Raw genomic sequence first — 26,010 nt, forward strand, 5'->3', positions numbered from 1 at the left:
CCGTGCCCGGTGGCGCGGCAGCCCGCGTGCGGGTCGAGCGCGTACCGGTGGTCGAGCAGCGAGCGCCAGCGAGCGTCGTCGAGACCCGGTGAGCAGGACGCCCTCCAATGGGGACGGTCAGCGCTTGGCCGGCCGGGTCTCGACGGGCGCTCCTCGCTGGGGTCGTCGCTGCTCGATCACCGCGGGCGACCCCAGGTTTCGCCGAGCCGTCGTTAATTAACGCCGGGTCGGCGAAGCTCGGGGGGGCATCGGTGGGGTTGCGGAGGACGTTCGGGTGCGGGGGTTTCGAGACAGTCGCTAGCGCGACTTCCTCAACCAGCGGAGGGCGGCTACCGCTGGTTGAGGAACGACGAAGTCGTGTCTCGAAACCCGGGTGAGGCGCAAGCCCTCCCGTCCCCACCGGAGGGCGTTCGGGTGCGCAGGTTTCGAGGCTCGCTTCGCTCGCACCTCAACCAGCGCGGGGCGCGGAGGGCGTTCGGCCGGGGCGGGGGTTTGGAGACCGTTGCCAGCGCAAACTTCCTCAACCAGCGACGGTGACGCGGAGGGTGTGGATGCCGCTGGCGCCGGAGGGGAAGGGGTTGGCGCGGGCGGGGGTCTGGGTGTTGCCCTTCCCGTCGACCACGCGGCACGACAGGGTGTGGGCGCCGCTCTCAGCGGTCCACGGGAGGTACCACTGCCGCCAGTAGTCGTTGCCGGCCGTCGGGCCGAGCCGCGCGTCCTGCCAGGCGCCGCCATCGACCTGCACCTGCACCTTCGCGACACCGCCGTTCTGCTGCGCCCAGGCGATGCCCCCCACGAACGTCTCGCCGGGCTCGACCTCCTCGAGGGCGCGGGGGGTGTCGATCCGGCTGGAGATCTTGATCGGGGCCTCGGTGGCCCACTCCCGCTCCTCCCAGTACGACGTCTTCTGCGCGTACGTCGTCAGCTCCATCGTGGTGATCCACTTGGTGGCGCTGATGAACCCGTAGAGGCCGGGGATCACCATCCGGGCGGGGAAGCCGTGCTCGCGGGGCAGGGCCTCGCCGTTCATCGCGATGGCGAGCATCGCGTCGCGGCCGTCGGTGGCGAGCTCCAGCGGCGTCGAGATCGTCATGCCGTCGACGTCGGTGCAGAACAGCTGGTCGGCCACGCTGCCCACGCCACCGGCGAGGGCGAGCAGGTCGGCGAGCAGCACGCCGCGCCACCGGGCCCCGCCGACGTAGGGCCCGCCGACGCTGTTGGAGACGCAGGTGAGGGTGATGTCGCGCTCGACCAGCTCCATCGCGGCGATGTCGTCGAAGGTCAGCACCACTTCGCGGCCCACGTCGCCCTTGATCGTCAGGGTCCAGTCGTCGACGTCGATGATCGGGACGTCGAGTCGGGTGTCGACCCGGTAGAAGTCGCGGTTGGGCACCTGGAACGGCGTGATCCCGTCGTACCGCCCCTCGAGCCCCTGCGGCAGCGGGCCCAGCGGGCGGAGGGCGGCGGGGATGTCGACGTCGGCGGGCCGGGTGCGCAGGCCGGTGATCAGGCGGCCGGCGCCGCCGAGCACGGCCGCGGTGACGGTGAGCAGGCCTGCGGTGACCAGGACCGTACGACGGCGCGCGGCCGGCGGCACCGACCCGGCGACGGGCGCGTCGGTCAGGCGCAGGTGCGGTGCGTCCGAGGTGGGGACGGCGTCGGGGCGGGTGGCTCGCTCGACCCGCACCAGCAGGGCGAGCGCCGCCACCGCGACCACGGCGGTGACCAGGCTCGGCACGACGTCGGCGACCTCGGCGGCCGGGCGGTTGAGGGCGGTGAAGGCGGCGATGCCGACGAGGGCCACCAGGATGCCGGCGCCCAGCACGAACCGGCGCCGGGTCACCAGACCGGCGACGGCGGCGAGCACCAGCACGCCGGCGAGCACCGAGCCGATGAGGATCGGCTTGTCGGCGGTGCCGAAGGTGCGGATCGCCCACTCCTTCATCGGCACCGGGGTGAGGTCGATGACCTGCGACCCGACCGCGAGCACCGGCGAGCTGGCGGGCTCGAGCAGCGACGCGACGAGGTGGCCGGCCCCCGTGCCGACGAGCGTCGCGACGACCCCGAAGGCGGCCCAGGGCAGTCGTTGCTTCATGGGGGTGGTTCGGAGCGAGCGCTCGAGCGGATGGGTCCGGGACGGCTGGGTCTGGTGCAGGATGGCGCTCATGTCCGACGCCCCCGCCGAGCTGGTGCACCTCGAGGTCGCCGGCCCCGTCGCCACCATCACCCTCGACTCCCCCCACAACCGCAACGCCCTCTCCCGCCAGCTGGTGGGCGAGCTGTTCGACCGCCTGGAGCGGGCCGCCGGCAACGACGACGTGAGGGTGGTGCTGCTCCGCTCGGCCGACCGGGTGTTCTGCTCCGGCGCCGACCTCTCCGAGGCGGTCGGCGGCAGCATGGTCGAGGGGGCGCAGCGGATCCTGGCGCTGCAGCGGCTGCTGCTCACCAGCCGCACCGCGGTCGTCGTCCGCCTGGCCGGGCCGGTGCGCGCCGGGGGCATCGGGATCGTGGCCGCCGCCGACGTCGTCGTCGCCTCGGAGGAGGCGTCGTTCGCGCTCACCGAGGTCAAGCTCGGGCTGGCGCCGGCGGTGATCTCGCAGACGGTGTTCGGGCGGATGGCCCCGCGCGCAGCGGCCCTGGCGGCGCTGGGCGGCGAGACCTTCGGAGGTGCCGAGGCGGCCGCGTGGGGCCTGGTCACCGAGGTCGTGGCCGCCGACCGCCTCGACCAGCGGGTGGACGAGGTGGTCGCGTCGCTCGCGACCGGGGCCGCCCAGGGCCTGCGCGAGACCAAGGCGCTGCTCAACCGCCCCCTGGTCGCCGCCCTCGACGACCGCGGCGACGACCTGGCCGAGCTCAGCGCCCGGCTGTTCGGCTCCGAGGAGGCCCGGTCGGCGATGGCGGCGTTCCTGGCTCGCCCCCAGGGTGCGTGAGGTCGACGCCGCTGGTTGAGGAAGTCGCGCTGGCGACTGTCTCGAAACCCCCGCCGGCCGAGAGCCCTCCGGTGGGTACGGGGGGCTTTCGTCTCACCGGTCTCGACGACGCTCGCTGGCGCTCGCTGCTCGACCCGCGGTGCGCCTGATCCACCGCCGGGATGCCGCGCCGCCGGCACGGAGGCGGCGGAACGACGTCCGGAGCGCAGCAGCCGCAGTGCCCACCCACGCGCGGCACCTCGCACACCACCCCACCCACAGTCACCCGCGCCCCGGAGCACACCACCCGGAGCCAGCCCCCGCCCGAGCACTGCCCCCGGAGTCGCCCGCTCCAGGGAGGGCGTTCGGCTCACCGGGTCTCGAGGCTCGTCGCCAGGGCTCCTCGCACGTCGACCAGCGCCCGGCGTTCGGCTCACCGGGTCTCGACGACGCGCTGGCACTCGCTGTTCGAGCAGCGGTGGTGCGTCAGCGCTCCACGCGGGGCTCGGCGTGCTCGGCGACCCACGCCACCAGGGGGCGCAGCGCCCGCCAGTCCTTGCGGACCAGGTCGAGCAGTCCAGGGGTGTGGATCACCGGCTCGAACCCGAGCTGGTGACCCACCACCAGCGACCGGTGCCGCAGCAGCTCGATGCGTGGGTGGTCGGCGTCGTAGCCGCGGGGCGAGGTCTTGAGGCGGTCGCCGCCGACCTCGAATCCCTTGCGCTGCAACGACGTCAGCACCTTCTCGAGCTGCGGGCCGTAGGTGTCGTGGGCGACCGCGCTGCGGAACGCCGCCAGCCGCGGCCCCGCCGCCTCGTAGAAGCCGGCGCCGGTGCGCACGCCGCGGGGCGAGACCTCGACGTAGAAGCCGGTGGCCGGGCCCACCGCGACGAACGCGCCCTGGTGGGTCTTGTACGGCGTCTTGTCCTTGCTGAACCGGACGTCGCGGTGGGGGCGGAAGATCTTGGCGGTCCCGAACTCGGGCTCGAGGGCGGCGCACAGCGCGGTCATCGGCGCGCGCACCGCGTCGGCGTAGACCTGCTTGTGCTTCTCCCAGTACGACCGGGTGTTGTCGACCTCGAGGTCGTCGTAGAAGTCCAGGGCGGCGGCCGGGAACCCGTCGAAGCTCACCCGGCCGAGACTACGTCGACGCGGGGGTCAGAGCGCGGGCGCGGTGACCTGCTCGTCGCCACCCTCGGCGTACGCCGTCACGCTGACCTGGCTGCCCGCGCAGCGGGGGGCCGACAGGAACGCCTGGCCCGGAGGTGACTCGTAGACGACGGCGAGCTCGCTGCCGTCCCAGCGCATCAGGGCGGCGGGCTCGCCGTCGGTGCGGGGGTCGCGGGCCCACCACGCGGCGCCGCCGCACTCGACCAGCGACCCGGAGGTGGCCGGGCCGAGGTCGACGTAGCCGCTGCCGGCCCGCGCGCGGACCAGCCCGGCCTCGACCCGGTCGGCCTTGGGCACGACCGTCCACACCGCCCCCTCGCCGAGGAGCACGCCGTCCCAGCCCTTGCAGCGAGCAACGCCCGGGAACGGCTCGGCCCCGCCGTCGACCAGCGCGACCACGGTGCGGCAGCCGGTGTCGTCGAAGGTCATCAGGCTGGTGCCCGAGTCGGTGGCGTGGGCGGCGTTGAACCCGTGGCGGGGCTCGGCGCACCAGGCGACCTCGGCGGCGTCGGTGGCGAGGTCGCGCTCGGCCAGGCAGTACGCGCCGTCGGGGCCGGTGGTCGCGTGCAGCACGGTGTCGCCGCGCAGGGCCCAGGTGCCGCCGGTGGTGGTGGGCACCGGCGAGCGCCGGTCGACCGTGCGCTGGTCGCCGGTGGCGAGCTCGACGACGGTCGCCACGGCGGGCCGCTCCTCGGCGGGGTCCTGGCGCACGACGACCGCCCAGTCGTCGTCGAGCAGTGCGTCGCTGACCCGGCCGCCCTCGCCCAGCGGCGTGCGGGCGCCGTCGGCGTCCTCGAGCACCGCGCGCTTGCCGTCTCGGGAGACGGTGAGGGTGTGGGTGCCGTTGGTGGTGACGGTCTCGGAGGTGTCGCCGCCGAGCGGGGTCCAGGCGAGGAGCTCGGTGACCGGCTCCACGACCAGCGGCTCCTCGGCGGTGCCTCCGGCGGCGTCACCGGTGGGCTCGTCCGAGGGTGTGGCGGACGGCGTGCCGCTGGCCGGCGGCGTCGTGGTCTCGGGGGCGGACGCCGGCCCGCGTGGCTCGTCGTCGCTGCAGCCGGCGAGCGCGCCGGCCGACATCGCTGCGACCATCACTGCGGCCAGCAGGGCGGCCAGCAGCGCGGCCGGGGGCCGGCGGCGACCCACCTCAGACCCCGATGTTGTGCTGGTAGTGGGCCTTGTTGGCGCGGTAGCTCTTGTAGGCGTTGCGCCACTGCACCCGGCTGATCGGTGGCTCCGACGGGTCGAAGCGGGCCTGGTTCCACGGCTCGAAGTAGCCGACCAGGTCGGGGCGGGCGCCGCGCTGGTCGTAGCCGCGCCCCACCTGGAAGTGACCCGAGGCGTTGTCGTCGAGGTAGGGGTAGTACTCCTTGCGCAGCACGGGGTGCAGCACCAGTGGCGCGCGGTAGTCGGCGACGTGGCGCATCACCAGCAGCATCCACTGGTCGTACGACCACTTCCCGATGTCGAGCACGATGTAGGGGCCGGCGTACGCCGGCTTGTCCCACCCGGTGTTGTCGTTGACCACCTTGACCATCGCGCTGATCGACGAGCCGCTGGTGGTGGTGCCGAGCTTCCTGGCCCAGTGGGCCTGGCCGAGGTCCTTCTTCTTCCAGCCCCAGGTGATCATCTGCATCGAGGCCGGGCCGCACCAGTAGCTGCGAACCTGCTCGGCCACCTGGTTCTTGTCCAGGATCGAGAAGCGCTGGGGGTAGTCGGCCGGGGTCTTGGTCTCCGGGTCGACGGCGGTCGTGGGGGTGGCCGTCGCGCCGGTGCGACTCGCGGCGCGGAGGCTCCGGGGGAGCGGCACGCCCTCGATCTCGTGACGCAGCTGCCACACCTTGGCCACCGCGCGGGCGGCCTCGGTCAGCTCGGCCCGCTCGGCCGTCGCACGGGTGCGGGGGCCGAGGGCGGCGGACCGCTCCAGCGAGGCGACCAGGTCGAGGTCGCCGGTGCCGGTGGTCGAGACGCTGCGGCGTACGGCGGTGCGCGCCTGGGCCAGCGTCGCCGCCTGGACCTGCGCCTCCGTGCGGTCGGTCCAGCCGACGCCGAGGCAGTAGCGCTGGCCGGTCAGGTCGGCGCACCGCACGGCGGCCGGCACCACCCGGTTCAGCAGCGAGAGTCCCTTGGTGGAGCCGCGGGACAGCTCGCGGCCGACCCCGGCGCCGAGCTGGCGGCCCAGGGCCTGCCCCTCCGCGACGACCCGTTCGATCTCGGCGCGATCGGCGGCCGAGACCGTCACGCGGCCGACCGCCCCCGGGCGCAGCGACGACTTGGGTCCGGCGGCGGGCGCGACCGAGCCGTCGTCGTCGTTCCCGCCGCGCGGGACGAAGAGGGCGGCGACGAGCAGGACCACGAGCGCGCCGATGGCGAGCAGGCGAGGGCGGGACATGGGGACACCTCGTGCGATGGGGGAAGCCGGGGCGACTCCATGGTCACACAAGCACTCAATCGTCACACCAACCACACGACTGCGGAGTGTCTGGCAACCATCCGATCGGCCGGCGCGTCGTCATGGATGGGACGGCGCCGCACCGGGCACCGCACGCGTTGGGGAGACCCACGACCGGAAGGCGGCGGCATGCACGACCACGACTGGGAGGTGTCGGCCGTGGAGTTCGACGAGGGCCTCGCGGTGCGCGAGCTGTCCTGCTCGTGCGGAGCCGTCGACTTCGACTTCGCCCCCGGCGCCTGACGGTCACCGCTGGTTGAGGAGGGACGAAGTCCCTCACTCGTTACCCGGTGAGACGAAAGCACTCCCGTCCCCACCGGAGGGCGTTCGGCCGTCCGGGGTCTCGACGGGCGCTCCTCGCTGGGGCTCGTCGCTGCTCGACCACCGGTGCGGGGGTTTCGAGGCTCGCTTCCCTCGCACCTCAACCAGCGCCGAGTGCCCACCCGGGGGCGGTGGTGGCCGATCGACCACCGGGCGTGGAGCGGATGACGAGACTCGAACTCGCGACATCGACCTTGGGAAGGTCGCGCTCTACCAACTGAGCTACATCCGCACTGCCGGTCCGCGGACCGGCGGGCAGAAGGCTACCCCAGCCCGGTGGCGGCTCCCAGCCGGGTGAGGGTCGGGTAGCGGGGGCTGACGGTGTCGCCGGAGGAGCGGCCGGTCAGGCGGCGGTGCACCCAGGGCGCGGCCGACTCGCGCACCCAGGTGGCGTGCTCGCGGGCCCGGTCGGCGCGGCCGAGCACCGGGAGGTCGCGCAGCGGCAGCGGCTGCAGGTCGTGCGCGACGCCGAGCCGGTCGAGGACCTCGATCGCCATCCGTTGGTGACCGGCGGGGCCCATGTGCATCCGGTCGTCGTCCCAGTAGCGCCAGTCGCGGTACTCCCGCAGCCGCCAGAAGTCGACCACGGTCGCGCCGTGCCGGTCGGCCGCCTCGCGGACCAGCTCGTTGTAGAGCGCGAACCGGCCGCGCACGGCCCGGTAGAGCGCCGAGCCGCCGGGGTCGAACGCCGTCCAGACGAGCAGCCGGGTGCCGGTGGCCGCGATCCGGCCGAGCGCCTCGTCGTACGCCGCGACCAGCGCGTCGAGGTCGACCCGGGGGCGCAGGATGTCGTTGGCGCCGGCGTAGACGGTCACTAGGTCGGGGTCGAGTGCGAGCGCAGGCTCGAGCTGCTCGTCGAGCACGCCCCGGAGCTTGCGGCCGCGGATCGCGAGGTTGGCGTAGCCGAAGTCGTCGGTCTGCGTGGCCAGGACCTCCGCGACCCGGTCGGCCCAGCCACGCAGCCCGTTGGGCCGGGTCGGGTCGGGGTCGCCGACGCCCTCGGTGAAGGAGTCGCCGAGCGCGACGTAGCGGTGGTGGGGCACGGCGCCATCCTCTCGCGCGCCCCGAGGGCGCCGCCGCGGGGGCGGGCGCGCCGGTAGGTTGAGCGCGTGCTGCTCTCAGACCGCGACATCCTGGCCGAGATCGACGCCGGCCGGGTCGCCCTCGAGCCCTGGGACCCCGCGATGCTGCAGCCCTCGTCGGTCGACGTGCGGCTGGACCGCTTCTTCCGGGTCTTCGAGAACCACCGCTACCCCCACATCGACCCCGCGGCCGACCAGTCCGACCTGACCCGCGAGGTCGAGCCGGTCGGTGACGAGCCGTTCATCCTCCACCCCGGCGAGTTCGTGCTGGGCTCGACGTACGAGGTCGTGACGTTGCCCGACGACGTCGCCGCCCGGGTGGAGGGGAAGTCGTCGCTCGGCCGTCTCGGCCTGCTGACCCACGCGACCGCCGGGTTCGTCGACCCGGGCTTCTCCGGGCACGTGACGCTCGAGCTGGCGAACGTCGCCACGCTGCCGATCAAGCTCTACCCCGGCATGAAGATCGGGCAGTTCTGCTTCTTCCGGCTCTCCTCGCCGAGCGACCACCCCTACGGCTCGGAGAAGTACGGCTCCCGCTACCAGGGCCAGCGCGGCCCCACCCCCTCGCGGTCGTTCCAGAACTTCCACCGCACCTCGATCTGAGGTTGTCGGGCACTTCTCGGTGTTGTGGGGCATTGCAACGCCCGACACCACGGCGAATCCCCGGTCGACCGGGGATTCCGCGGGCCCGGCAGACGCCAGGTAAGGTCACCCTTACCTGACCGCCGCCGTCTCGAGGAACCCCATGACCACGCTCGCCTCACCCGCCCTGCCGCTGCTCCTCGAGGAGGTCGAGGTGACCGCCGTGGAGCGGCTGTCGCCGTCGTTCGTGCGGGTCGAGCTGGCCTCGCCGGCGCTGGCCGAGTTCGGGGTCGACGGCGGCACCTGGGACCAGCGGATCAAGCTGATCTTCCCGCCCGAGGGCCGCGAGCCGGCGCCGATCGTGGGCGCCGACGAGGCGTGGATGTACGCCTGGTTCGAGCAGCCCGCCGAGGAGCGCGGGCACATGCGCACCTACACGCTGCGCGCCGTCCGCGGCTCCGGTGAGCACACCCGGTTCGTGGTCGACCTCGTCGTCCACGAGGCCCACGGCCACAGCGGTCCGGGCTCGTCGTGGGCGGCGCGGGCCCGGGTCGGCGACCGGATCGTCGTGATGGCGCCGCGGCGCGGGGTGCCGTTCGGTGGCATCGAGTTCCTCCCCGGCACGGCGACCCGCCTGCTCCTCGCCGGCGACGAGACCGCCGTGCCGGCGATCGCCGCGATCCTGGCCCAGCTGCCGGCGTACGCCCGCGGGGCGGCGTTCCTCGAGGTGCCGCTCGACGCCGACGTCCTCCGGGACGTCACGGGCCCGGCCGGCGTCGAGGTGACCTGGCTGCCGCGCAACGGCGCCGCGCCCGGTGCGCTGCTGCACCCGGCGGTCGTCGCCCACCTGGGCGAGGGGGCCGCGGAGGTCGAGGTCGCCGACGAGGAGATCGACCCCGACCTGTGGGAGACGCCGTCGTACTCCTCCTCGGGCGAGGACGTCGACGCGGTCGTGCGCCACGTCGGCCACGACCTCGACGACCTCTACGCCTGGATCGCCGGGGAGGCCAAGGTCGTGACCGGACTGCGGCGGGTGCTCGTCAACGAGCTCGAGGTCGACCGCCACCAGGTGGCGTTCATGGGCTACTGGCGGATCGGCGTCCCGATGAAGTCCTAGGTGAAGTCCTAGGTGAAGTCCTAGGTGAGGTCCTAGCCGTCGAGCCGGTCGGCGACCCGCCGCAGTGCGGTCGCCATCCGGTGCCGACGGGGCACCGGCTGGGGCCGGGGTGCGGCGCTGCGGGCCCGGCGCTCGGCGATCCGGGTGCGCGCCTCGAGGTCGGTCAGCGCGTTGGCGTGCACGGCTCACACCTCCAGGAGCGACACGTCGCCGCTCACGGTGGTGGCCCGGACCTCGACGTGCTCGTCGCCCTCGGCCGGCTGCCCGGTGCCGCGCAGCGTCGACTGGATCCGCCCGGTGACGCTGGAGATGTCGGTCCACACCGGGGTGCCGGCCGGGATGCCGACCCGGACGTCGGTGGAGGCGCCCTTGGCGGTGATCCGACCGCTGGCGGCGCGATCGACGCGCAGGTCGCCGCTGCCGCTGCTGAACTGCGCCTCCCGGCCGAGCTCGCCCAGCCGCAGGTCGCCGCTGCCGGTCTTGACCACGGCGGTCGCGTCGTTGGCCTCGATGGAGACGTCGCCGCTGCCGGTGGACACCACCACCGACCCCGTGGTGCGGCCGAGCCGGACCTCGCCGGACCCGCTCTTGACCCGCAGCTCGCCGTCGGCGGCGCCGACGGTGATGTCACCCGAGCCGGTCTGCACGAGCGCCGGGCCCCCGAGCCGCTCGGCGTGGACGTCGCCGGAGCCGCTCTGCAGGGTGGCCTCGCCCACCGGCCCGGTGATCGCGAGGTCGGCACTGCCCAGCCGGGTGGTCACGGCGGAGCCCTCGGGCAGCGCGACCTCCACCTGCAGCGAGCCGTCACGATCGAAGAGTCCACGGCGGCCGCGCGGGATCGTCACCGCCACGACGTCGCCGCGCTGCTCGACGACGCAGTCGTCCTCGTGGCGGCCCGTCACCTCCACCCGGGTGGTGGCGGTCCCGGTCGCGCGCACCCGCACCGAGCCGGCGCCGATCTCGACGAAGAGCTCGACCGGTCTGGGGGTGGCGAAGTCGTAGGTCTGCATGCTGCTTCTCCTTCGGTGGTGTGGGTCAGAGCCAGCCGGTCATCCGGCGCCGGCCGTGCCGGTCGTCGGTGCCGAGGAACGCGATGCTGGACAGGTCGAGGTCGACGCCGGGCGCGGCGGCGTCGTCACGGGTCGCGAGCCGGACCACGGAGACCAGCCAGGTGTTGAGCGAGCTGCCGGAGCGCTGGGCCAGCTCCTCGGCCCGGGTCTTGACCGCCTCGGGAAGGCGCAGCGTGACCCGGGCGACGCCGCCGTCGTCCGCCTCCTCCGCGGCCGGGGGCTCCGGCGGCGGCGGTGGCGCGGGAGGGGGCGGCGGCGCGACGTCGACCACGAAGTCGAGCGCGCGCCCGGCGAGCCGGACGTCGACGCCGCCGGCGGGCATCTCGGCGGTGATCTCGGCGGCGGCCTGGCTGATCGCCTCCATCAGCGCCAGGCGGGCCGCGGGGTCGAGGGCGAAGGCCAGGCGCTCGGCGGCGGCCCGGACCTCGGGTCCCGCCGACTCGGCGGCGGCGACCAGGTCGCGGCGCAGGCCCTCGACGTAGGGAGTGATGTCCATGCGCACCACTGTGACACCATTCTGACGTCACTACAAGCCCAAGTGACGTCAGTCCGATGTCGCGGTGCCGTCACAGCGAGTCCGGCGGGCGGCGCGCGGGGTGTTCCTGTAACGGCCTCTTTAACTTCTTCCGAAAAATGTGACCCAGGAGTGACTTGTGCGAGAGGCTGTCGTTGGAAGTTTCACGGTGTGCGTCGGACCGTCGCCCCCCACCCTCCCGAACCACGGTCCGATCCGAAGGGAACAACTCACATGGGTCGTGAGGTCGAAGTCCTCGTCGCCGGCGGCGGCGGATTCATCGGCGGTCACCTGGTCGCCGACCTCGTCCGGCAGGGCAAGACGGTGCGCTCCGTCGACGTCAAGCCGTTCGACGAGTGGTACCAGGTGCACGAGGGCGTGGAGAACGTCCAGGCCGACCTGTCCCACCTCGACGCCGCGCTGGCCCAGACCGAGGGCGCGCGCGAGGTCTACATGCTCGCCGCCGACATGGGCGGCATGGGCTTCATCGAGAACAACAAGGCGCTCTGCATGCTCTCGGTGCTGACCAGCACCCACATGCTCCAGGCCGCGCAGCAGCACGGCGTCGAGCGCTACTTCTACTCCTCCTCGGCCTGCGTCTACGCCGCCGACAAGCAGACCGACACCGACATCACCGCGCTCAAGGAGTCCGACGCCTACCCGGCGATGCCCGAGGACGGCTACGGCTGGGAGAAGCTGTTCACCGAGCGGATGTGCCGCCACTTCGCCGAGGACTTCGGGCTCACCACCCGAGTCGCGCGCTACCACAACGTCTACGGCCCCGAGGGCACCTGGACCGGTGGGCGCGAGAAGGCGCCGGCGGCGGTGTGCCGCAAGATCGCCGAGGCCGAGATCTCCGGCCGCCACGAGATCGAGATCTGGGGCGACGGCGAGCAGACCCGCAGCTTCATGTACATCGACGACTGCGTGCAGGGCTCGCAGATGATCCTCGCCGGCGACAGCGGCGAGCCGGTCAACCTCGGGAGCTCCGAGCTGGTCTCGATCAACCAGCTCGTCGACATCGTCGAGGGCATCGCGGGCATCCGCTGCGAGCGCAACTACAAGCTCGACGCGCCCCAGGGTGTGCGCGGCCGCAACTCCGACAACACGCAGATCCAGGCCACCTACGGGTGGGAGCCCTCGATCAGCCTCGCCGACGGCCTCGCGTCGACCTACGCCTGGGTCTACGACCAGGTCAAGCGTTCGCAGGGCTGAGGCAACGACCTTGCGCATCCTCGTCCACGACTACAGCGGCCACCCCTTCCAGGTGGAGCTGAGCCGCGAGCTGGCCCGCCGCGGCCACTCGGTCACGCACTCCTACTCCGAGCTGTACGTCTCGGGGAAGGGGCACCTCGTGGCGCAGCCGGGCGAGACCATCACCTTCGACTCGATCGGGCGCGGCCAGGTCGCGCACAAGTCGTTCGCGCGTCGCCTCGTCCAGGAGGTCACCCAGGGCTTCGAGCTGGCCCGGCACGTACGCCGGGTCCGGCCCGACGTGGCGCTGATGTCCAACGTTCAGACCGCGACCCTGGCGGTGTTCGCCGTGTTCGCCGTGGTCTTCCGCATCCCGTGGGTGCTGTGGCACCAGGACGTCTACTCCATCGCGGTCCGCTCGTTCGCCGGGGCCAAGCTCTCGCGCCACTACCAGCTGGTGGCCGCCGGCGTGGAGGCCGGCGAGAAGTTCGCCTCGCGCCGCGCCGCGGCCGTGGTCGCCATCGCCGACTCCTTCATCCCGGTGCACGAGGGCTGGGGCACCGCCGACAAGGTCAGCGTGATCCCCAACTGGGCGCCGCTCGACGAGATCTACCCCGTCGACCGCAAGAACGACTGGGCGGTCGAGCAGCAGCTCGACGACACCCGCACGATCCTCTACTCCGGCACCCTGGGGCTCAAGCACAACCCCGGCCTGCTCGTCGGCCTGGCCCGCCGGGTCATCGACCGGGGCCAGCCGGTGCGGCTGGTGGTCGTCAACGAGGGGCCGGCCGTCGAGCTGATCCGCGACGAGGCCGCCCGGCTCGACGTACCCGTCACGCTGCTGCCGTTCCAGCCCTACGAGCGCCTGCCCGAGGTGCTCGGCTCCGGCGACCTGCTGGTGGTGCTGCTCGACCAGACCGCCGGCGCGTTCTCGGTGCCGTCGAAGACGCTCTCCTACCTGTGCGCCGGCCGACCGGTGCTGGGCCTGATGCCGGCCGAGAACCTCGCTGCGCAGCTCATCGACCAGGTCGACGGCTGCGTGCTGCCCGCCCTGGAGTCCTCGCTCGACGAGGCCGCCGACTGGACCGTCGAGCTGCTCGGCGACGCCGAGCGGCGCGAGGAGCTCGGGGCCGCCGCGCGGCGCCTGGCCGAGGCGGAGTTCGCGCTGCAGGGCTCGGCCGACCGCTTCGAGGCGATCCTGACCCGGGTGGCGCGATGACGACCTCCGACCAGGTGCAGACACCGATGGACGCCGCGGTCGCGAGCCGACCGGCGACCGGCGCGCCGGCCGTCGTCGTGCTCGGCCCCAAGACCCGCCTGGGCCGGGCCCTGGTCGCTCGGGCGCTCGCCGCCGGGACCCCTGCCTACGTCGTCGCCCGCGACGACGCAGACGCCGCGGCGCTGGCCGAGCTCGGCGCGACCGTGCTGCGTGGCCCGGACACCGCGACGCTGGCCGCCGCCGGCCACGCCCGCCTCGCCGTGCACGTCTGCGCGCTCGGCCCGGTGCACCCCGACCAGCCCGAGACCGCCGCCGAGGCCGAGCGGGTCGCCCGCGACCTCGCGCTGCTCGAGGCGGTCGTCGACGCCGCCGCCGGTGCGCCGGTGCACGTCGTGCTCGTCTCCACCGTGATCGCCCTCGCGCCGGGCGCGGACCGCCGTTACTACGGCGGTTGGAAGGCGCTGGTCGAAGAAGACGTGCGGGACCGGCTCGCGAGCCGCCCCGCCGTGGAGCTCTCGGTGCTCTACCCCGGACGCCTGGTCGAACAGACCGAGCGCCGTCGGCCCTGGCACCGGCTCCACACCTCGTACGCGCGGCTCGCCGCCCACGTCGAGAAGGCGAGCCTCGGTGGCTCGTCGTCCCGCGTGGTCGGGCTCGACGCGCGGGCGTGGTTGTTCACCCGTGGTGCGTCACTCGTTCTCCGCCCCACCCCGGTCGTCCGTGACGCGCAAGGTCGCCGCGCGGTCGGACCGGGTGCTCCGGCGGAGGAGAAGGCAGGGGAATCCCGATGAAGCTCAAGCGCGCGTTCGACCTGGTGCTCGTGACCCTGGCTGCGGTCGCGTGGGTGCCGACCCTGCTCGTCAGCATGCTGGCGGTGCTGGTCTTCGCCGGACGGCCGGTGTTCTACCGCTCCATGCGGCGGGTGTCGCCGGGTCGGACCATCCGCCTGGTGAAGTTCCGCACGATGGTCAAGAACGCCGCCGAGCTGGTCAACCGCTCCACGGTGCCGGTCGACGACAACGTCCGCTTCCTCAACATCCCGCCGGACTCCCCGCTCTACACCAAGGTGGGCCGCGCCCTCGAGCGCTGCGGCGTCACCGAGCTTCCGCAGCTGCTCCACGTCGTGCGCGGCGAGATGAGCCTGATCGGCAACCGCCCGCTGCCCGAGAACGTCATCGAGTGCCTGGTCGAGGAGTACCCCTACGCCGAGGGCCGGTTCCTCACCAAGGCCGGGCTCACCGGCCCCACCCAGCTGGTGGGCCGGGCGGCGCTCACCGACGAGGAGCGCCTCCAGCTCGAGATCTCCTACTGCAAGGGCAGCCTGCGCGACTACTCGCTGCTGCTCGACTTCGAGATCCTGCTGCTCACCGTGCTCATCGCGATCGGCATCAAGCGGCCGCTGACCCACGCGGAGGTGCTGGCCAAGGTCGAGAAGCGCACCGGCGGCGCGCCGCTGGACGTCGTGCTGGCGCCCCCTGCCGGCGGCCCGCGGATCGAGGTCGCCACCGAGCCGATCGTGATCGCCGAGCCGGCGCCGGTCGTCGAGGTCCCCGAGGTCACCCACGTCACCGAGATCGCGCCCAGCCTGCACGTCCCCAGCGGCGTCGCCGGCGCCCCGCAGGCGGCCGGCCAGTCCGGCTGACCCCCGGAACCTCCCGGCCACCCGTTCGGGTGTGACCCGCGGAGGCGCTGGGTATCGGTCGGCACGGCCCCGGGAGCCACCGACCTGTCCGCCCGAGGTCACGGGTCCCGTGGACCCGTTCGACCTCGGAAGGGGCTTCCATGGTGAGCTCGGGAGCGGGACTGACCACCGCCGTCGCGCCGTTGGCGTCGGACACGATCATCGACGCCGGGGCGGTCGACTACCTGATCGTCCTGCTCTACTTCGGCGTCGTCCTCGGCATCGGCGTGCTGGCCCGGCGCCAGGTCTCCGACTCGATCGACTTCTTCCTCTCCGGCCGTTCGCTGCCCGCGTGGGTCACCGGCCTGGCGTTCATCTCCGCCAACCTCGGCGCCGTCGAGATCATGGGCATGTCGGCCTCCGGCGCGGAGTTCGGGCTGCCGACGGTCCACTACTTCTGGGTGGGCGCGATCCCCGCGATGCTGTTCCTCGGCGTCGTGATGATGCCGTTCTACTACGGCTCCAAGGTCCGGTCGGTGCCGGAGTTCATGCTGCGCCGGTTCGGCACCGGGGCCCACCTGGTCAACGCCGTCTCGTTCGCGGTGGCGCAGCTGCTGATCGCCGGCATCAACCTGTTCCTGCTGGGCACCATCATCCGCGCGCTGCTCGGCTGGTCGCTGTGGGTGGCGCTGGTCGTGGCCGCGGTCGTCGTCCTCTCCTACATCACCCTGGGCGGGCTCTCGGCGGCGATCTACAACGAGGTGCTGCAGTTCTTCGTGATCGTCGCCTCGCTGCTCCCGCTCACCCTGCTCGGCCTGCACCGGGTCGGCGGCTGGGACGGGCTGACCGACAAGATCACCCAGGCGGCCGCCGACAACCCCGACACCGCGACCGCAGCGGAGCAGCTGAACTCCTGGCCCGGCAACGCGCTGTCCGGGTTCAGCTCCGACATCTGGTCGGTCGTCGGCATCGTCTTCGGCCTCGGCTTCGTGCTCTCCTTCGGCTACTGGACGACGAACTTCGTCGAGGTGCAGCGCGCGATGGCGTCGAACTCCATCTCCGCCGCGCGCAAGACCCCGATCATCGGTGCCTTCCCCAAGATGTTCGTCCCGTTCATCACGATCGTGCCCGGCATGATCGCCGCCGTCCTCGTCAACGAGATCGCCGACGTGAAGGCGGGGGAGACGGTGGCCGGCGGGGCCTCCGGCGAAGGGGTGGCCTACAACGACGCCCTGCTCTACCTGATGCGCGACCTGTTGCCCAACGGCCTGCTGGGCCTGGCGATCGCCGGCCTGCTGGCGGCGTTCATGGCCGGCATGGCGGCGAACATCTCGGCGTTCAACACCGTGCTCAGCTACGACCTGTGGGAGCGCTACGTCGTCAAGGAGCGCGACGACGACTACTACCTGAGGGTCGGCCGGGTGGCGACCGTGGTCGCGACGGTGGTGGCGATCTTCACCGCCTCGCTGGCGTCGAACTTCTCGAACATCATGAACTACCTGCAGACCCTGTTCGGGTTCTTCAACGCCCCGCTCTTCGCCACCTTCATCCTCGGCATGTTCTGGAAGCGGATGACCGCGACCGCCGGCTGGGTCGGCCTGGTCGCCGGCACCACCTCGGCCGTGGTGGTCGCGTTCCTCTCCGAGGACGCGTTCGGCTCTGCGAGCACCGGGCTGATCCCGATCGGCGGCCAGGGCGCGGCGTTCCTCGCGGCGTCGGTCGCGTTCGTGGTCGACGTGGTGCTGAGCATCGTCGTCTCGCTGGTGACCAAGCCCAAGCCGGCCTCCGAGCTCAAGGGACTCGTCTACTCCGAGACCCCCCGCGAGGACCTGGTCGACGCCGAGGAGGCGTCGTTCCCCTGGTACCGCCGCACCCTCCCCCTCGCCGGCATCGCCCTGGTGCTGGTCATCGCCCTGAACGCCGTGTTCTGAGGAGCCCGAGATGCCCGCACCGACCAAGGCACCCACCCGCCGACACACCGCCGGGGTGCTCGACATCCGCAACATCATCGGCGGCCTGCTCGCCGCCTACGGCGTGATCCTCACGCTGATGGGGCTCTTCGGCGACAAGGAGCTCGAGAAGACCGGAGACGTCAACGCGAACCTGTGGGCCGGTCTGGCCCTGCTCGCCGTCGGCATCGGGTTCCTGCTCTGGGCGCGCCTCCGGCCCGTCGTGGTGCCCGAGAGCACGCACGACGAGGGCGCGGCTGGCTGAGGCCGCTGCTAGGGGCTTGGAATCCCCGGTCGACCGGGTTCCCCGAGTTGTCGGGCGTTGCCGTGCCCGACAACATCGAGAACTGCCCGACAAGTGGGGCTGCGCGAGCGGGGTGGCGAGGGTTTCCCCGGTGAACCGGGGAAACCCTCACTTGTCGGCCGGAACTCTGGCCGAGAGGTCGAGGTTCTGGCCGAGAAGTCCGGCCGGATCGCGACTCAGAGGTCGAACAGCGAGCCGCCCTCGGTGAGGTCGACGTCGGTCTTCGGCGCGTGCGCGTCGCCGGAGGACGCCGGCTTCGACGACTGCTTCGGCTGGGCCGGCTCGTCCTCGTCGGCTCCGTCGTCCTCCTCAGCCTCGTCAGCCTCGTCAGCCTCGTCCTCGGGCTCGGGCTCGCTTGCCTGAACCTCCTCGGCGTCCTCGGCGTCGACCTCCGACTCTGCCCAAGCGGCGTCCTCGGCAGGCTCGGCGTCTGCTGCGGACTCCGGGTCCGGGGTGGCGTCGCCGTTCGCCGCGGCGGTGGCCGCCGCGCTGAGGTCCGCTCCGGAGGTGGTCGTCGGCTCGAGCTCCGCGTTCGGCTCCGGCTCGGCCTTGGACTCGGACTCCGGCTCGGACGCCGGCTCCGGCTCCGGGCGGGACTCCGCCGCCTTGGCCACCGGGGCAGCCGGGGCCTCGATGTCGAACAGCGACCCGCCCTCGGGGATCGTCGACGCCGGCGCAGGGGCCGTCGCGGGCGGCTCCTCCGTGGCCGCCTCCGGCTTCTCCTCGGGCGCGGCCTCCGCCTCGGGCTCGGCCGTCGGCTCCGGCTCGGACGTCTCGGGCTCGACCGCCTTCGCCTCGGTCTCTGCCGGCACCGGCTCGGGGGCAGCGATGTCGAACAGCGAGCCGCCGGAGCCGAGGTCGGCCGCGGGCTTGGCGGGCGCGGGCTTGGCGGCCTCGGCCTCCACCTGCGCAGCCGCGGGCTCGACCTCCTTGTCGGTCTGCTCCTCGGACCGGGAAGCCGCTTCGGTCTTCGGTGCGGGCTCGTCGGCCTGCAGGTCGAACAGCGAGCCGCCCGAGCCCAGGTCGGCGGTCGGGGCGGCGGACGCCTCCGCCGGCTCGGCAGCCTCGGATGCCGGCTCCGCAGCCTTCGGCGCCGGCTCCGCCGGGGCGCTGTCGCCGCCGAGGTCGAAGAGCGAGCCCCCGCTGCCCAGCTCGTCGGCCGGGTCGGCCGCGGGCTCGGACTCGGCCGCGGCGGTCTCGGCGTTCTTCTCGGGGACCGACTCGGCCTTCGCCGAGGGCGTGGTGTCACCGGGGCCGTCGAACAGCGACGAGGGGTCGTCGAACAGCGAGCCCCCGGCCTGCTCGGCGGCCTTCGCCTCCTCGGCGGGCGCCTTGCCCGGCGCGGCGGTCTCGGACTCGGCCGGGTCGTCGAACAGCGACGAGCCGCCCGAGGCCTTGGCGGCCGGGCCGGCGTCGGCGGTCTCGGTGACGGTGTCGTCGGTGATCGTCTCGTCGCCCGCCTCGGGCTCGGCCTTGGTCGCGACGTCGTCGTCGGTCGGACGGGCCTTCGCCGCCGGGGCCGCCGCCGGTGCCGCCGCCGGCGACGACCCGTTCGCCGATCCGTTCGCCGCACCGGCGCCCGGGGCGAGCTTGGTGGCCATCTCGCCCTTGACCGACGCCAGCAGCATCTGGGCGACGTCGAGGACCTCGACCTCCTCGCGGGCCTCGCCACGCGACTGCGCCGCGGTCAGGCCGTCGGAGAGCATCACGCGGCAGAACGGGCAGCCGACCGCGATCTGGTCGGCACCGGTGCCGACGGCCTCGTTGGTGCGGTTGACGTTGATCCGCTCGCCGAGGTTCTCCTCCATCCACATCCGGGCACCGCCGGCGCCGCAGCAGAACGACCGCTCGCTGTTGCGCTCCATCTCGACGTACTCCGCGCCCGGGAGCACCTGCAGCAGCTCGCGCGGCGGCGAGTAGACGCCGTTGTGGCGGCCGACGTAGCAGGGGTCGTGGTAGGTGATCGAGCGCTTGTGGGCGCCAGCGCCGTCGCCGACGGGCGTCAGCCGGCCCTCGCGCACCAGGCGGTTGAGCAGCTGGGTGTGGTGCACCACCTCGAGCTCGACGCCGAACTGCTGGTACTCGTTCTTGAGCGTGTTGAAGCAGTGGGCGCAGGTCGAGACGACCTTCTTGACCTTGTACTCCTTGAAGACCTCGGCGTTCTGCTGCGCGAGACCCTGGAACACGAACTCGTTGCCGGCGCGGCGGGCGGGGTCGCCCGAGCAGGTCTCGCCGTTGCCGAGGACTCCGAACGACACGCCGGCGAGGTCGAGCAGCTCGGCGACCGCGCGCGTGGTCTTCTTGGCGCGGTCCTCGTAGGCGCCGGCGCAGCCGACCCAGAACAGCCAGTCGACCTCGTCGAGCGACTCGACCGTCTCGCCGACGACCTTGACCTCGAACGGCAGGTCCTTGGCCCAGTCCATCCGCGCGGAGGCGGACATGTTCCAGGGGTTGCCCTTGTTCTCCAAGCCCTTGAAGAGGCCGTTGAGCTCGGTGGGGAAGTTCGACTCGACCAGCACCTGGTAGCGACGCATGTCGACGATGTGGTCGACGTGCTCGATGTCGACGGGGCACTGCTGCACGCAGGCGCCGCAGGTGGTGCACGACCACAGCACGTCCTCGTCGATGACGAAGTCGCCGCCGGGCGGGTTGTAGAACCAGTCGGTCACCTCGGCGCCGGCCCCGGCGCTGGCGTCGGCGTCGGTCTTGCCGACCAGGGTCCGCGTGGTCCCGTCGCCCTCGCCCTCCACCGACGGCGCCGCCGCGTGGGCGTACGCCGCGTCGCGCAGCCCCATGACGAGCAGCTTGGGCGAGAGTGGCTTCTCGGTGTTCCAGGCCGGGCACTGGCTCTGGCAGCGACCGCACTCGGTGCAGGTCGTGAAGTCGAGGATCCCCTTCCACGAGAAGTCCTCGACCGAGCCGACGCCCAGCCGGCTGTCCTCGTCGAGGTCGTCGATGTCGTCGAGCGTGACCGGCTTGCCGGCCGACAGCAGCGGCTTGGCAGCGCCGAGCGCCGTCCGGCCGGAGGGCTCGCGCTTGAACCAGATGTTGAACCAGGCGGTGAACCGGTGCCAGGCCACACCCATCGTCAGGTTGCGGCTGATCACGATCAGCCACGCCATCGCCAGCAGGATCTTGATCATCGCGATGACGACGATGATGTTCTCCAGCGACGCCTCCGAGCCGGCGACGTTGGGGTAGAGGGCGTCGCCGACCACCGAGCTGATCGGGAAGTGGAACCGGTCGAAGTCCTCGGGGTGGGCGCTCTCGAGCTTGCCGAGGTTGTACTCCGCGCCGCGGATGAACAGGATCGCGGAGCCCTCGAGGAGCGCCATCGCCTCCACGAAGTAGGCCTGCCAGAACGTCGAGCCGAAGAACCGGCTGCCCCGGCCCTCGGACCGGGGGTGGTGGCGCTGGCGGTGGATGATGAGGAAGACGATGCCGATCGTCGAGAGCAGGCCGAGGCCCTCGCTCACCCACTCGAAGAGGAACCAGTGGCCGATGACCGGCAGCGCGAAGTCGGGGTTGAACAGCTGCACGTAGCCGGCGGCGACCGCCGAGCTCAGCACGATGAAGCCGGCGTAGACGAACCAGTGCATGATGCCGACCCAGGTCCACTGGAGCATCCGCGTGTGCAGCATCGTCTCGCGCAGCATGGTCAGGGTCCTCCCGACCGGGTTGCCCGTGCGGCTCTGGTCGGGCTGTCCGAGGCGGACCACCCCCAGGATGCTGCGGACCGCCAGGACGACGTACGCGAGCGCCACCGCGGTGACGGCCAGCGAGACAACAACGGCGACGATCTGCATCGGGCGATCTCCTCCAGGTGGCGACCCGTCTGCCACGGACGGGGCAGGCCGAGCCTATGACCAGCGCGCGGGACGGACGCTCGTTACCCGCGTGAGATCCATCCTACCCGTCGGTAACTTCGGCGTGTCGTCCCGGATGTGTCCCGGATGGAACCGGAGGGCTGGGACATGCGTCCCACATTGCTCGAATCACCTAGACCCGACCGCTCCGTGGCTGCACACTTGGGCAGCCGTCAGTACGGACATCCCCACTCTCAACCGGGTACTCGGCCCAAGAAGGAGACCCCCGTGAGTCGACGGGACGCCACCACCGCGCGCCGCCGCACCTCCCTCATCGCCGCCACGGCGGCCGCGCTCGTCGCCGCCGCCGTCCCCGTCGTCGTCTCGGCCGGCACCGGTCCCGCGGTCGGTGCCGCCCCCGCGGCGGTCAAGACCGCCAAGGGCGACGCGGCCGACTGGACGATGATGATCTACGCCGTCGGCGACACCAGCAACGTCGCCGAGCAGATGGCGCGCAACCTCGCCAACCTCGCCGCCGTGCCCGACGCCAGCAACGTCAACGTCGTCGCGCTGGTCGACTTCCCCGACAACAGCGTCGCGGGCGCCCCGGTCACCCGGATCCCCGGCCTCGACCTGTTCACCACGGCGAAGCTGATCCAGCTCGAGGGCGGCCGCTGGAACGAGCTGCGCGACCTCGGCGAGATCTCGATGGGCCGGCCCGACGTCCTCGCCAGCTTCATCGAGGAGAGCAAGGACCGGTTCCCGGCCGACAAGTACGGCCTCACCCTCTTCGACCACGGCGCCGGCTACCAGGGCGGCTACATCGACGTGGGTCCGCCCGGCACCGACGGCATGTCGATCGCCGAGATCCGCAGCGGCATCGCCGCCGGCCTGCAGGCCGCCGACCTCGACAAGTTCGACCTGATCTTCCACGCCGCCTGCCTGATGGCGTCCTACGAGGTCAACTCCGCGCTCGCGCCGCTCTCCGACGTGCAGGCCGCCAGCGAGGAGCTGATGATCGGCTACCCCGTGGCTCCGCAGGGCCTGCCGGCGATGGCCGAGAACGGCAGCGCCGCCGACGTCGGCAAGGCGTTCATCGACGGCTACGGCGTCTTCCTCGACGAGGTCGCGAGCCAGGGCGGCCAGACCTACCGCGACCTCGCGGCCATGTCGTCGATCAGCTCCGAGCAGATGGCCCGGGTCGACGACGCCATGGAGGCCTTCGCGGACGCCGCGGTCGCGCACATGGACGAGATCGCCCTGTCGGTCGCCAAGGCCCGGGCCGACGCGCTCGAGTTCGTGCTCGGCATCCCCGGCGAGGAGGACTCCTGGGACCTCGTCGACCTCGGTGACTTCCTGCGCCACCTCGAGGACCTGCCCGACGAGGTGGCGGTCGCCCGCGACGCGGCGTTCGCCGCCCTCGACGCCGCCGTCCTCGACCAGGTGACCGGTCGGGCCACCGAGCAGGCGACCGGCATGAACGTCTACCTGCCCACCAACCCGCGCTACGTCGGCAGCTACCTCGACGACGGCACCGCCCCCGCCGGCTGGGACCGGTTCCTCACCGCCTTCCTCGAGGAGGGCGTGGAGTCGCCCGACGCCTCCGGCGGCGTGCTGTTCACGTCCGGCACCGCCGAGGTGGTCAAGGCCGACCCCAACGGCATCCTCATCGAGGGCCAGCTCCAGGACGGCGGCGCCGAGCGCGTCGTCGACACCGAGACCCAGGTGTTCGGCCGGATGGGCGGCGAGGACGCGCTCGTCATCGCGCTGCCCGCCCACCTCAACGCCGGCGGCGTCGGCAAGGTCCAGGGCGTCTGGGACTACTCGGTCACCGCGCTCACCGACGGCGAGAAGATCGTCCCGGTCAGCTCGGCGTACCAGGCCCAGTCCGGCGGTCTCGTCGGGTCGTTCCTCGCCCAGTACACGACGCCCGACGGCGCGACGTCCGACGTCGGGTTCCGGGTGCTGCTGTCGAGCGAGGGGCGGATCGAGAGCATCTCCGTCGTCGACGTCTCCAACAACAGCGCCGCCCCCATCGAGCTCCAGGACGGCGGCACGCTCACGCCCTACCTGTTCGTGCGCAGCAGCGGCCAGTTCAGCCGCCAGCTGTCCGACCAGTCGATCCGCATCAACGACCAGATGCAGGTCGGCTTCGCCAAGCTCTCGTCCGGCTTCCCGTTCGAGATGGGAGTCGTGGCGGGTGACGCGTCCGGCGAGTACGACGGCGCGTTCGTCTCGGAGCGGGTCCGATGAGGTCTCCCGCTGCCCCGTTCCTTGATCAGCACATCCCCATGAAGGAGAAGAACCGGTGACCACCAGTCCTGACACCCCCGGCGCCCAGCCGGCGATTCCCGGCGCGCGCTTCGACGCGTTCACGGGCGCCGAGCTCCGACCCGGCAACGGTGCCGGCGAGGAGCGGCGCGAGAGCTTCGCGTTGCAGACCGGCGAGCCGGTCTTCTCGTTCAACATGGTCAGCTCGCTGATGCCGCTGGCCAGCGGCACCGCACCGCAGACCTACCGGTGGGCGCTCGCCCTCGGCATCCTCGTGCCCGTCCTGGCCGGCCTGTTCGGCTTCCTGGCCTTCGCGTTCGTCGCGGCCGCGCTCGTCGTGCCCGCGATCTACGTCGTCTACATGTACGACGTCAACGAGTGGGAGGACCAGCCGGTCCCGGTCGTCATCGGCACGATCGTCGCCGCCGCCGCGCTCGGGGTCGGGTTCACGTTCCTGTGGCACGCCGGCATCCTCGGCGACACCCTCAAGGCCGGCGACCTCGGCGACGGGGTCGGCGTCGACTGGCGGACGCTGCTCACCCTGGTGCTGCTGGTGCCGGTCGTCGGGCTGCTGCTCCAGCACGTGGGGCCGCTGTTCCTCTCCACCCGCCCGCAGTTCGACGACCTCATCGACGCGCTCACCTTCGGTGTCGCCGCCGGCGCGGCGTTCGCCGCCGCCGAGACCATCGTGGTCAACCGCGCGCTCTTCAGCAGCTTCGGCCACATCGACGACGCCGACGCCGGCTTCTGGGTCTCGCTCGTCCTCTCCGCCGCGATCGTCAAGCCGATCGTCTACGGCGCCGCGACCGGCATCGCGCTGGCCGGCTTCTCCGGCATCGGCTCGGGCTACGAGGGCTTCAAGCGCGGCTACTGGCGCGGCCTCGCCGAGGCGGTCCTCGCGCTGGTCGTCTTCCAGGGCGGCCTCTACGCCGCCAGCCAGGTCGACGGCCGGACCGGCGCCATCCTCGGCCTCGTCTGGGGCGCGCTCGTCGCGGCGGCCCTGATCATCCGGCTGCGCTACCTGCTCCACTTCGCGGTGATCGAGGCCGCCCTCGAGTCGGCTCGCGCCGGCACCGTGCTCAAGGACAGCGCCGTCGGCACCGCCCACTGCCCCACCTGCGAGATGCCGCTGCTCGGCGGCGCGAACTTCTGCGTCGCCTGCGGCACCTCGGTGCGCGCCGGCAGCAAGGTGACCCGCACCCGCAACCGCACCGACGACGCCGACCCGGCCACCTCGGTGCCGCTCCCGGGCCAGCCGGCGCCGCGCGACAACAGCAAGACCGTCCTGGTCGTGGGCAGCGTCGTCGCCGTGATCGCCCTCGGCGGCCTGGTCGGCCAGGCGGCCGCGGCCGCCGCGAGCGAGGAGCTCAAGCCGCCGACCGCCCCCATCGAGGTGGCCCCCGAGGTCGGTGCCGGTCCCGAGACCGAGCCCGCCCCCGACCCGGCCGACGTGCCGGGCCCGACGCCCGACGACGAGGTGTCCGAGGGTGCCGCCCCGAGCAGCTTCCTCGGCTCCGGCGGGCTGCAGGCGCTTGGTGCGACGTTCACCACCGACCTCGACACCGACACCGACAGCGACGTCACCGAGCCCCCGACCGACGGTGGCGACGTGACGGAGCCGCCGGTCGACGGTGGCGACACCGGTGCCGGCGTGGTCGAGGTGGGGGCCGGGATCGGCTTCCTGCTCCCCGACGGCTGGCAGGAGACCTTCAACGACGGCAGCGGCTTCGCCGTCGCCGGCTCGCAGAAGGGCGAGTTCGCGGTGCAGCTCACCACCGGCGCCAACGCCGAGGGCCTGATCACCGCCAACCTGGAGGCACTGCAGAGCATCGGCATCCAGGACCTCGAGATCACCGAGCCCGAGGCCCTGGCCCTGCCGACCTCCTCCCTCGTCTCGGCGCACCGGCTGTTCTACCGCGGCCTGCTCGCCTCCCAGCAGGGCGGCGCGATCCCGGTCGAGGGCGTGGCGTTCTACTTCGTCCGCCAGGACGGCATGGGCGTCACCGCCTTCGGCCTCTACAACCAGGGCGCGATGGAGAACGACCAGCAGCTCATCGACGACTACAACCTGATGATCAACACCCTGGTCAGCACGCTCTGAGCCGACTGCACCCCGTACGGCGCCGTCCCCGGTCACCCGGGGGCGGCGCCGGCCGCGGTGGGCACCCACCGCAGGGCGAGCCGCGAGCGCCAGCGAGCGTCGTCGAGACCCAGTGCGCCGGGAGCCCTCCGGTGCTGGGCGCTGGTCGAGGTGCGAAGGCCGCTAGGCCTGAGCCTCGAGACCCCGTATGACGACAGCCCTCCCGTCCCCACCGAGGGCGTTCGGGTGCGAGGGTTTCGAGGCTCGCTCGCACCTCAAAACCAGCGCCGGTGGTCGAGCAGCGAGCGCCAGCGAGGTCGAGACCCGGTGAGCCGAGAGCCCCCCGTTCCGA

Annotated in this window: 20 protein-coding genes and 1 tRNA gene; 11 read left to right on the top strand and 10 right to left on the bottom strand. The window is 72.5% G+C overall.

Annotated elements, in window-relative coordinates:
- Nucleotides 1-520: 520 nt before the first annotated feature.
- Nucleotides 521-2,095 carry a molybdopterin-dependent oxidoreductase gene (locus JT721_RS10775; RefSeq protein WP_205473142.1) on the bottom strand — a complete coding sequence of 525 codons (1,575 nt, stop codon included), beginning with the start codon at nucleotides 2,093-2,095 and terminating at the stop codon, nucleotides 521-523.
- A gap of 70 nt (nucleotides 2,096-2,165) precedes the next feature.
- On the opposite strand from JT721_RS10775, the gene JT721_RS10780 reads away from it, so the two are divergent.
- On the top strand, nucleotides 2,166-2,930 hold the full coding sequence (locus JT721_RS10780; protein WP_240340549.1) for an enoyl-CoA hydratase-related protein: 765 nt from the start codon (nucleotides 2,166-2,168) through the stop codon (nucleotides 2,928-2,930).
- 465 nt (nucleotides 2,931-3,395) lie between these two features.
- Here JT721_RS10780 and JT721_RS10785 read toward each other — a convergent pair whose 3' ends face one another.
- The 5 genes from JT721_RS10785 to JT721_RS10805 form a co-directional block, all read right to left on the bottom strand.
- The gene (locus JT721_RS10785; RefSeq protein ID WP_205473144.1) at nucleotides 3,396-4,040 is read right to left on the bottom strand and encodes a DUF2461 domain-containing protein; all 645 of its coding nucleotides are present in this window, start codon (nucleotides 4,038-4,040) and stop codon (nucleotides 3,396-3,398) included.
- A 27-nt stretch (nucleotides 4,041-4,067) separates the two neighbouring features.
- On the bottom strand, nucleotides 4,068-5,222 hold the full coding sequence (locus JT721_RS10790) for a hypothetical protein (RefSeq protein WP_205473145.1): 1,155 nt from the start codon (nucleotides 5,220-5,222) through the stop codon (nucleotides 4,068-4,070).
- Nucleotide 5,223: 1 nt separating this feature from the next.
- Nucleotides 5,224-6,468 carry a C39 family peptidase gene (locus tag JT721_RS10795; RefSeq protein WP_205473146.1) on the bottom strand — a complete coding sequence of 415 codons (1,245 nt, stop codon included), beginning with the start codon at nucleotides 6,466-6,468 and terminating at the stop codon, nucleotides 5,224-5,226.
- A 537-nt stretch (nucleotides 6,469-7,005) separates the two neighbouring features.
- Nucleotides 7,006-7,081 (bottom strand) — tRNA-Gly (locus JT721_RS10800).
- A gap of 31 nt (nucleotides 7,082-7,112) precedes the next feature.
- Entirely contained in the window at nucleotides 7,113-7,892 is a 780-nt protein-coding gene (locus JT721_RS10805; protein ID WP_205473147.1) for an SGNH/GDSL hydrolase family protein, read from the bottom strand.
- 66 nt (nucleotides 7,893-7,958) lie between these two features.
- On the opposite strand from JT721_RS10805, the gene dcd reads away from it, so the two are divergent.
- Both dcd and JT721_RS10815 read left to right on the top strand, forming a co-directional pair.
- On the top strand, nucleotides 7,959-8,534 hold the full coding sequence (gene dcd, locus JT721_RS10810) for a dCTP deaminase (protein WP_205473148.1): 576 nt from the start codon (nucleotides 7,959-7,961) through the stop codon (nucleotides 8,532-8,534).
- A gap of 142 nt (nucleotides 8,535-8,676) precedes the next feature.
- Nucleotides 8,677-9,630 carry a siderophore-interacting protein gene (locus JT721_RS10815; RefSeq protein WP_205473149.1) on the top strand — a complete coding sequence of 318 codons (954 nt, stop codon included), beginning with the start codon at nucleotides 8,677-8,679 and terminating at the stop codon, nucleotides 9,628-9,630.
- Between the two features lie 32 nt (nucleotides 9,631-9,662).
- Here JT721_RS10815 and JT721_RS10820 read toward each other — a convergent pair whose 3' ends face one another.
- From JT721_RS10820 to JT721_RS10830, 3 genes are read right to left on the bottom strand one after another with little or no spacing between them, the layout of a single operon-like run.
- Nucleotides 9,663-9,812 carry a hypothetical protein gene (locus JT721_RS10820; protein ID WP_205473150.1) on the bottom strand — a complete coding sequence of 50 codons (150 nt, stop codon included), beginning with the start codon at nucleotides 9,810-9,812 and terminating at the stop codon, nucleotides 9,663-9,665.
- Between the two features lie 3 nt (nucleotides 9,813-9,815).
- Nucleotides 9,816-10,640 (bottom strand): DUF4097 family beta strand repeat-containing protein, encoded by an 825-nt coding sequence (locus JT721_RS10825; RefSeq protein ID WP_205473151.1) that lies wholly within the window; start codon nucleotides 10,638-10,640, stop codon nucleotides 9,816-9,818.
- Nucleotides 10,641-10,665: 25 nt separating this feature from the next.
- A complete protein-coding gene (locus JT721_RS10830; RefSeq protein ID WP_240340550.1) occupies nucleotides 10,666-11,196 on the bottom strand; it encodes a pilus assembly protein HicB in 531 nt (176 codons plus the stop codon).
- 252 nt (nucleotides 11,197-11,448) lie between these two features.
- Between JT721_RS10830 and JT721_RS10835 the strand changes: the two genes are divergently transcribed.
- The 6 genes from JT721_RS10835 to JT721_RS10860 all read left to right on the top strand — a co-directional run bounded on the left by JT721_RS10835 (nucleotide 11,449) and on the right by JT721_RS10860 (nucleotide 17,462).
- The gene (locus JT721_RS10835) at nucleotides 11,449-12,429 is read left to right on the top strand and encodes an NAD-dependent epimerase/dehydratase family protein (protein ID WP_205473153.1); all 981 of its coding nucleotides are present in this window, start codon (nucleotides 11,449-11,451) and stop codon (nucleotides 12,427-12,429) included.
- A 10-nt stretch (nucleotides 12,430-12,439) separates the two neighbouring features.
- Nucleotides 12,440-13,627 carry a glycosyltransferase gene (locus JT721_RS10840; protein WP_205473154.1) on the top strand — a complete coding sequence of 396 codons (1,188 nt, stop codon included), beginning with the start codon at nucleotides 12,440-12,442 and terminating at the stop codon, nucleotides 13,625-13,627.
- Complete coding sequence (locus tag JT721_RS10845) at nucleotides 13,624-14,418, top strand: hypothetical protein (RefSeq protein WP_205473155.1); 795 nt, start codon at nucleotides 13,624-13,626, stop codon at nucleotides 14,416-14,418. The genes JT721_RS10840 and JT721_RS10845 overlap by 4 nt, the downstream gene beginning before the upstream one ends.
- A complete protein-coding gene (locus JT721_RS10850; protein WP_205473156.1) occupies nucleotides 14,415-15,269 on the top strand; it encodes a sugar transferase in 855 nt (284 codons plus the stop codon). Before JT721_RS10845 ends, JT721_RS10850 begins: the two co-directional genes overlap by 4 nt.
- Before the next feature lie 182 nt (nucleotides 15,270-15,451).
- Nucleotides 15,452-17,179: a sodium:solute symporter family protein gene (locus tag JT721_RS10855; protein ID WP_205473218.1), complete on the top strand. Its 1,728-nt coding sequence runs from the start codon at nucleotides 15,452-15,454 to the stop codon at nucleotides 17,177-17,179.
- 10 nt (nucleotides 17,180-17,189) lie between these two features.
- Nucleotides 17,190-17,462, top strand: coding sequence for a hypothetical protein (locus JT721_RS10860; protein WP_205473157.1), 273 nt, complete (start codon nucleotides 17,190-17,192; stop codon nucleotides 17,460-17,462).
- A gap of 215 nt (nucleotides 17,463-17,677) precedes the next feature.
- Here the strand turns inward: JT721_RS10860 and JT721_RS10865 are convergent, their stop codons facing one another.
- The gene (locus JT721_RS10865; protein WP_205473158.1) at nucleotides 17,678-21,307 is read right to left on the bottom strand and encodes a (Fe-S)-binding protein; all 3,630 of its coding nucleotides are present in this window, start codon (nucleotides 21,305-21,307) and stop codon (nucleotides 17,678-17,680) included.
- A gap of 288 nt (nucleotides 21,308-21,595) precedes the next feature.
- On the opposite strand from JT721_RS10865, the gene JT721_RS10870 reads away from it, so the two are divergent.
- Entirely contained in the window at nucleotides 21,596-23,560 is a 1,965-nt protein-coding gene (locus JT721_RS10870; RefSeq protein ID WP_205473159.1) for a clostripain-related cysteine peptidase, read from the top strand.
- A gap of 55 nt (nucleotides 23,561-23,615) precedes the next feature.
- Nucleotides 23,616-25,679 carry a hypothetical protein gene (locus tag JT721_RS10875; RefSeq protein ID WP_205473160.1) on the top strand — a complete coding sequence of 688 codons (2,064 nt, stop codon included), beginning with the start codon at nucleotides 23,616-23,618 and terminating at the stop codon, nucleotides 25,677-25,679.
- The last annotated feature ends 331 nt before the right edge of the window (nucleotides 25,680-26,010 follow it).

Origin of the sequence: Nocardioides sp. SYSU D00038, assembly GCF_016924665.1 — a bacterium.
Taxonomy (GTDB): Bacteria; Actinomycetota; Actinomycetes; order Propionibacteriales; family Nocardioidaceae; genus Nocardioides.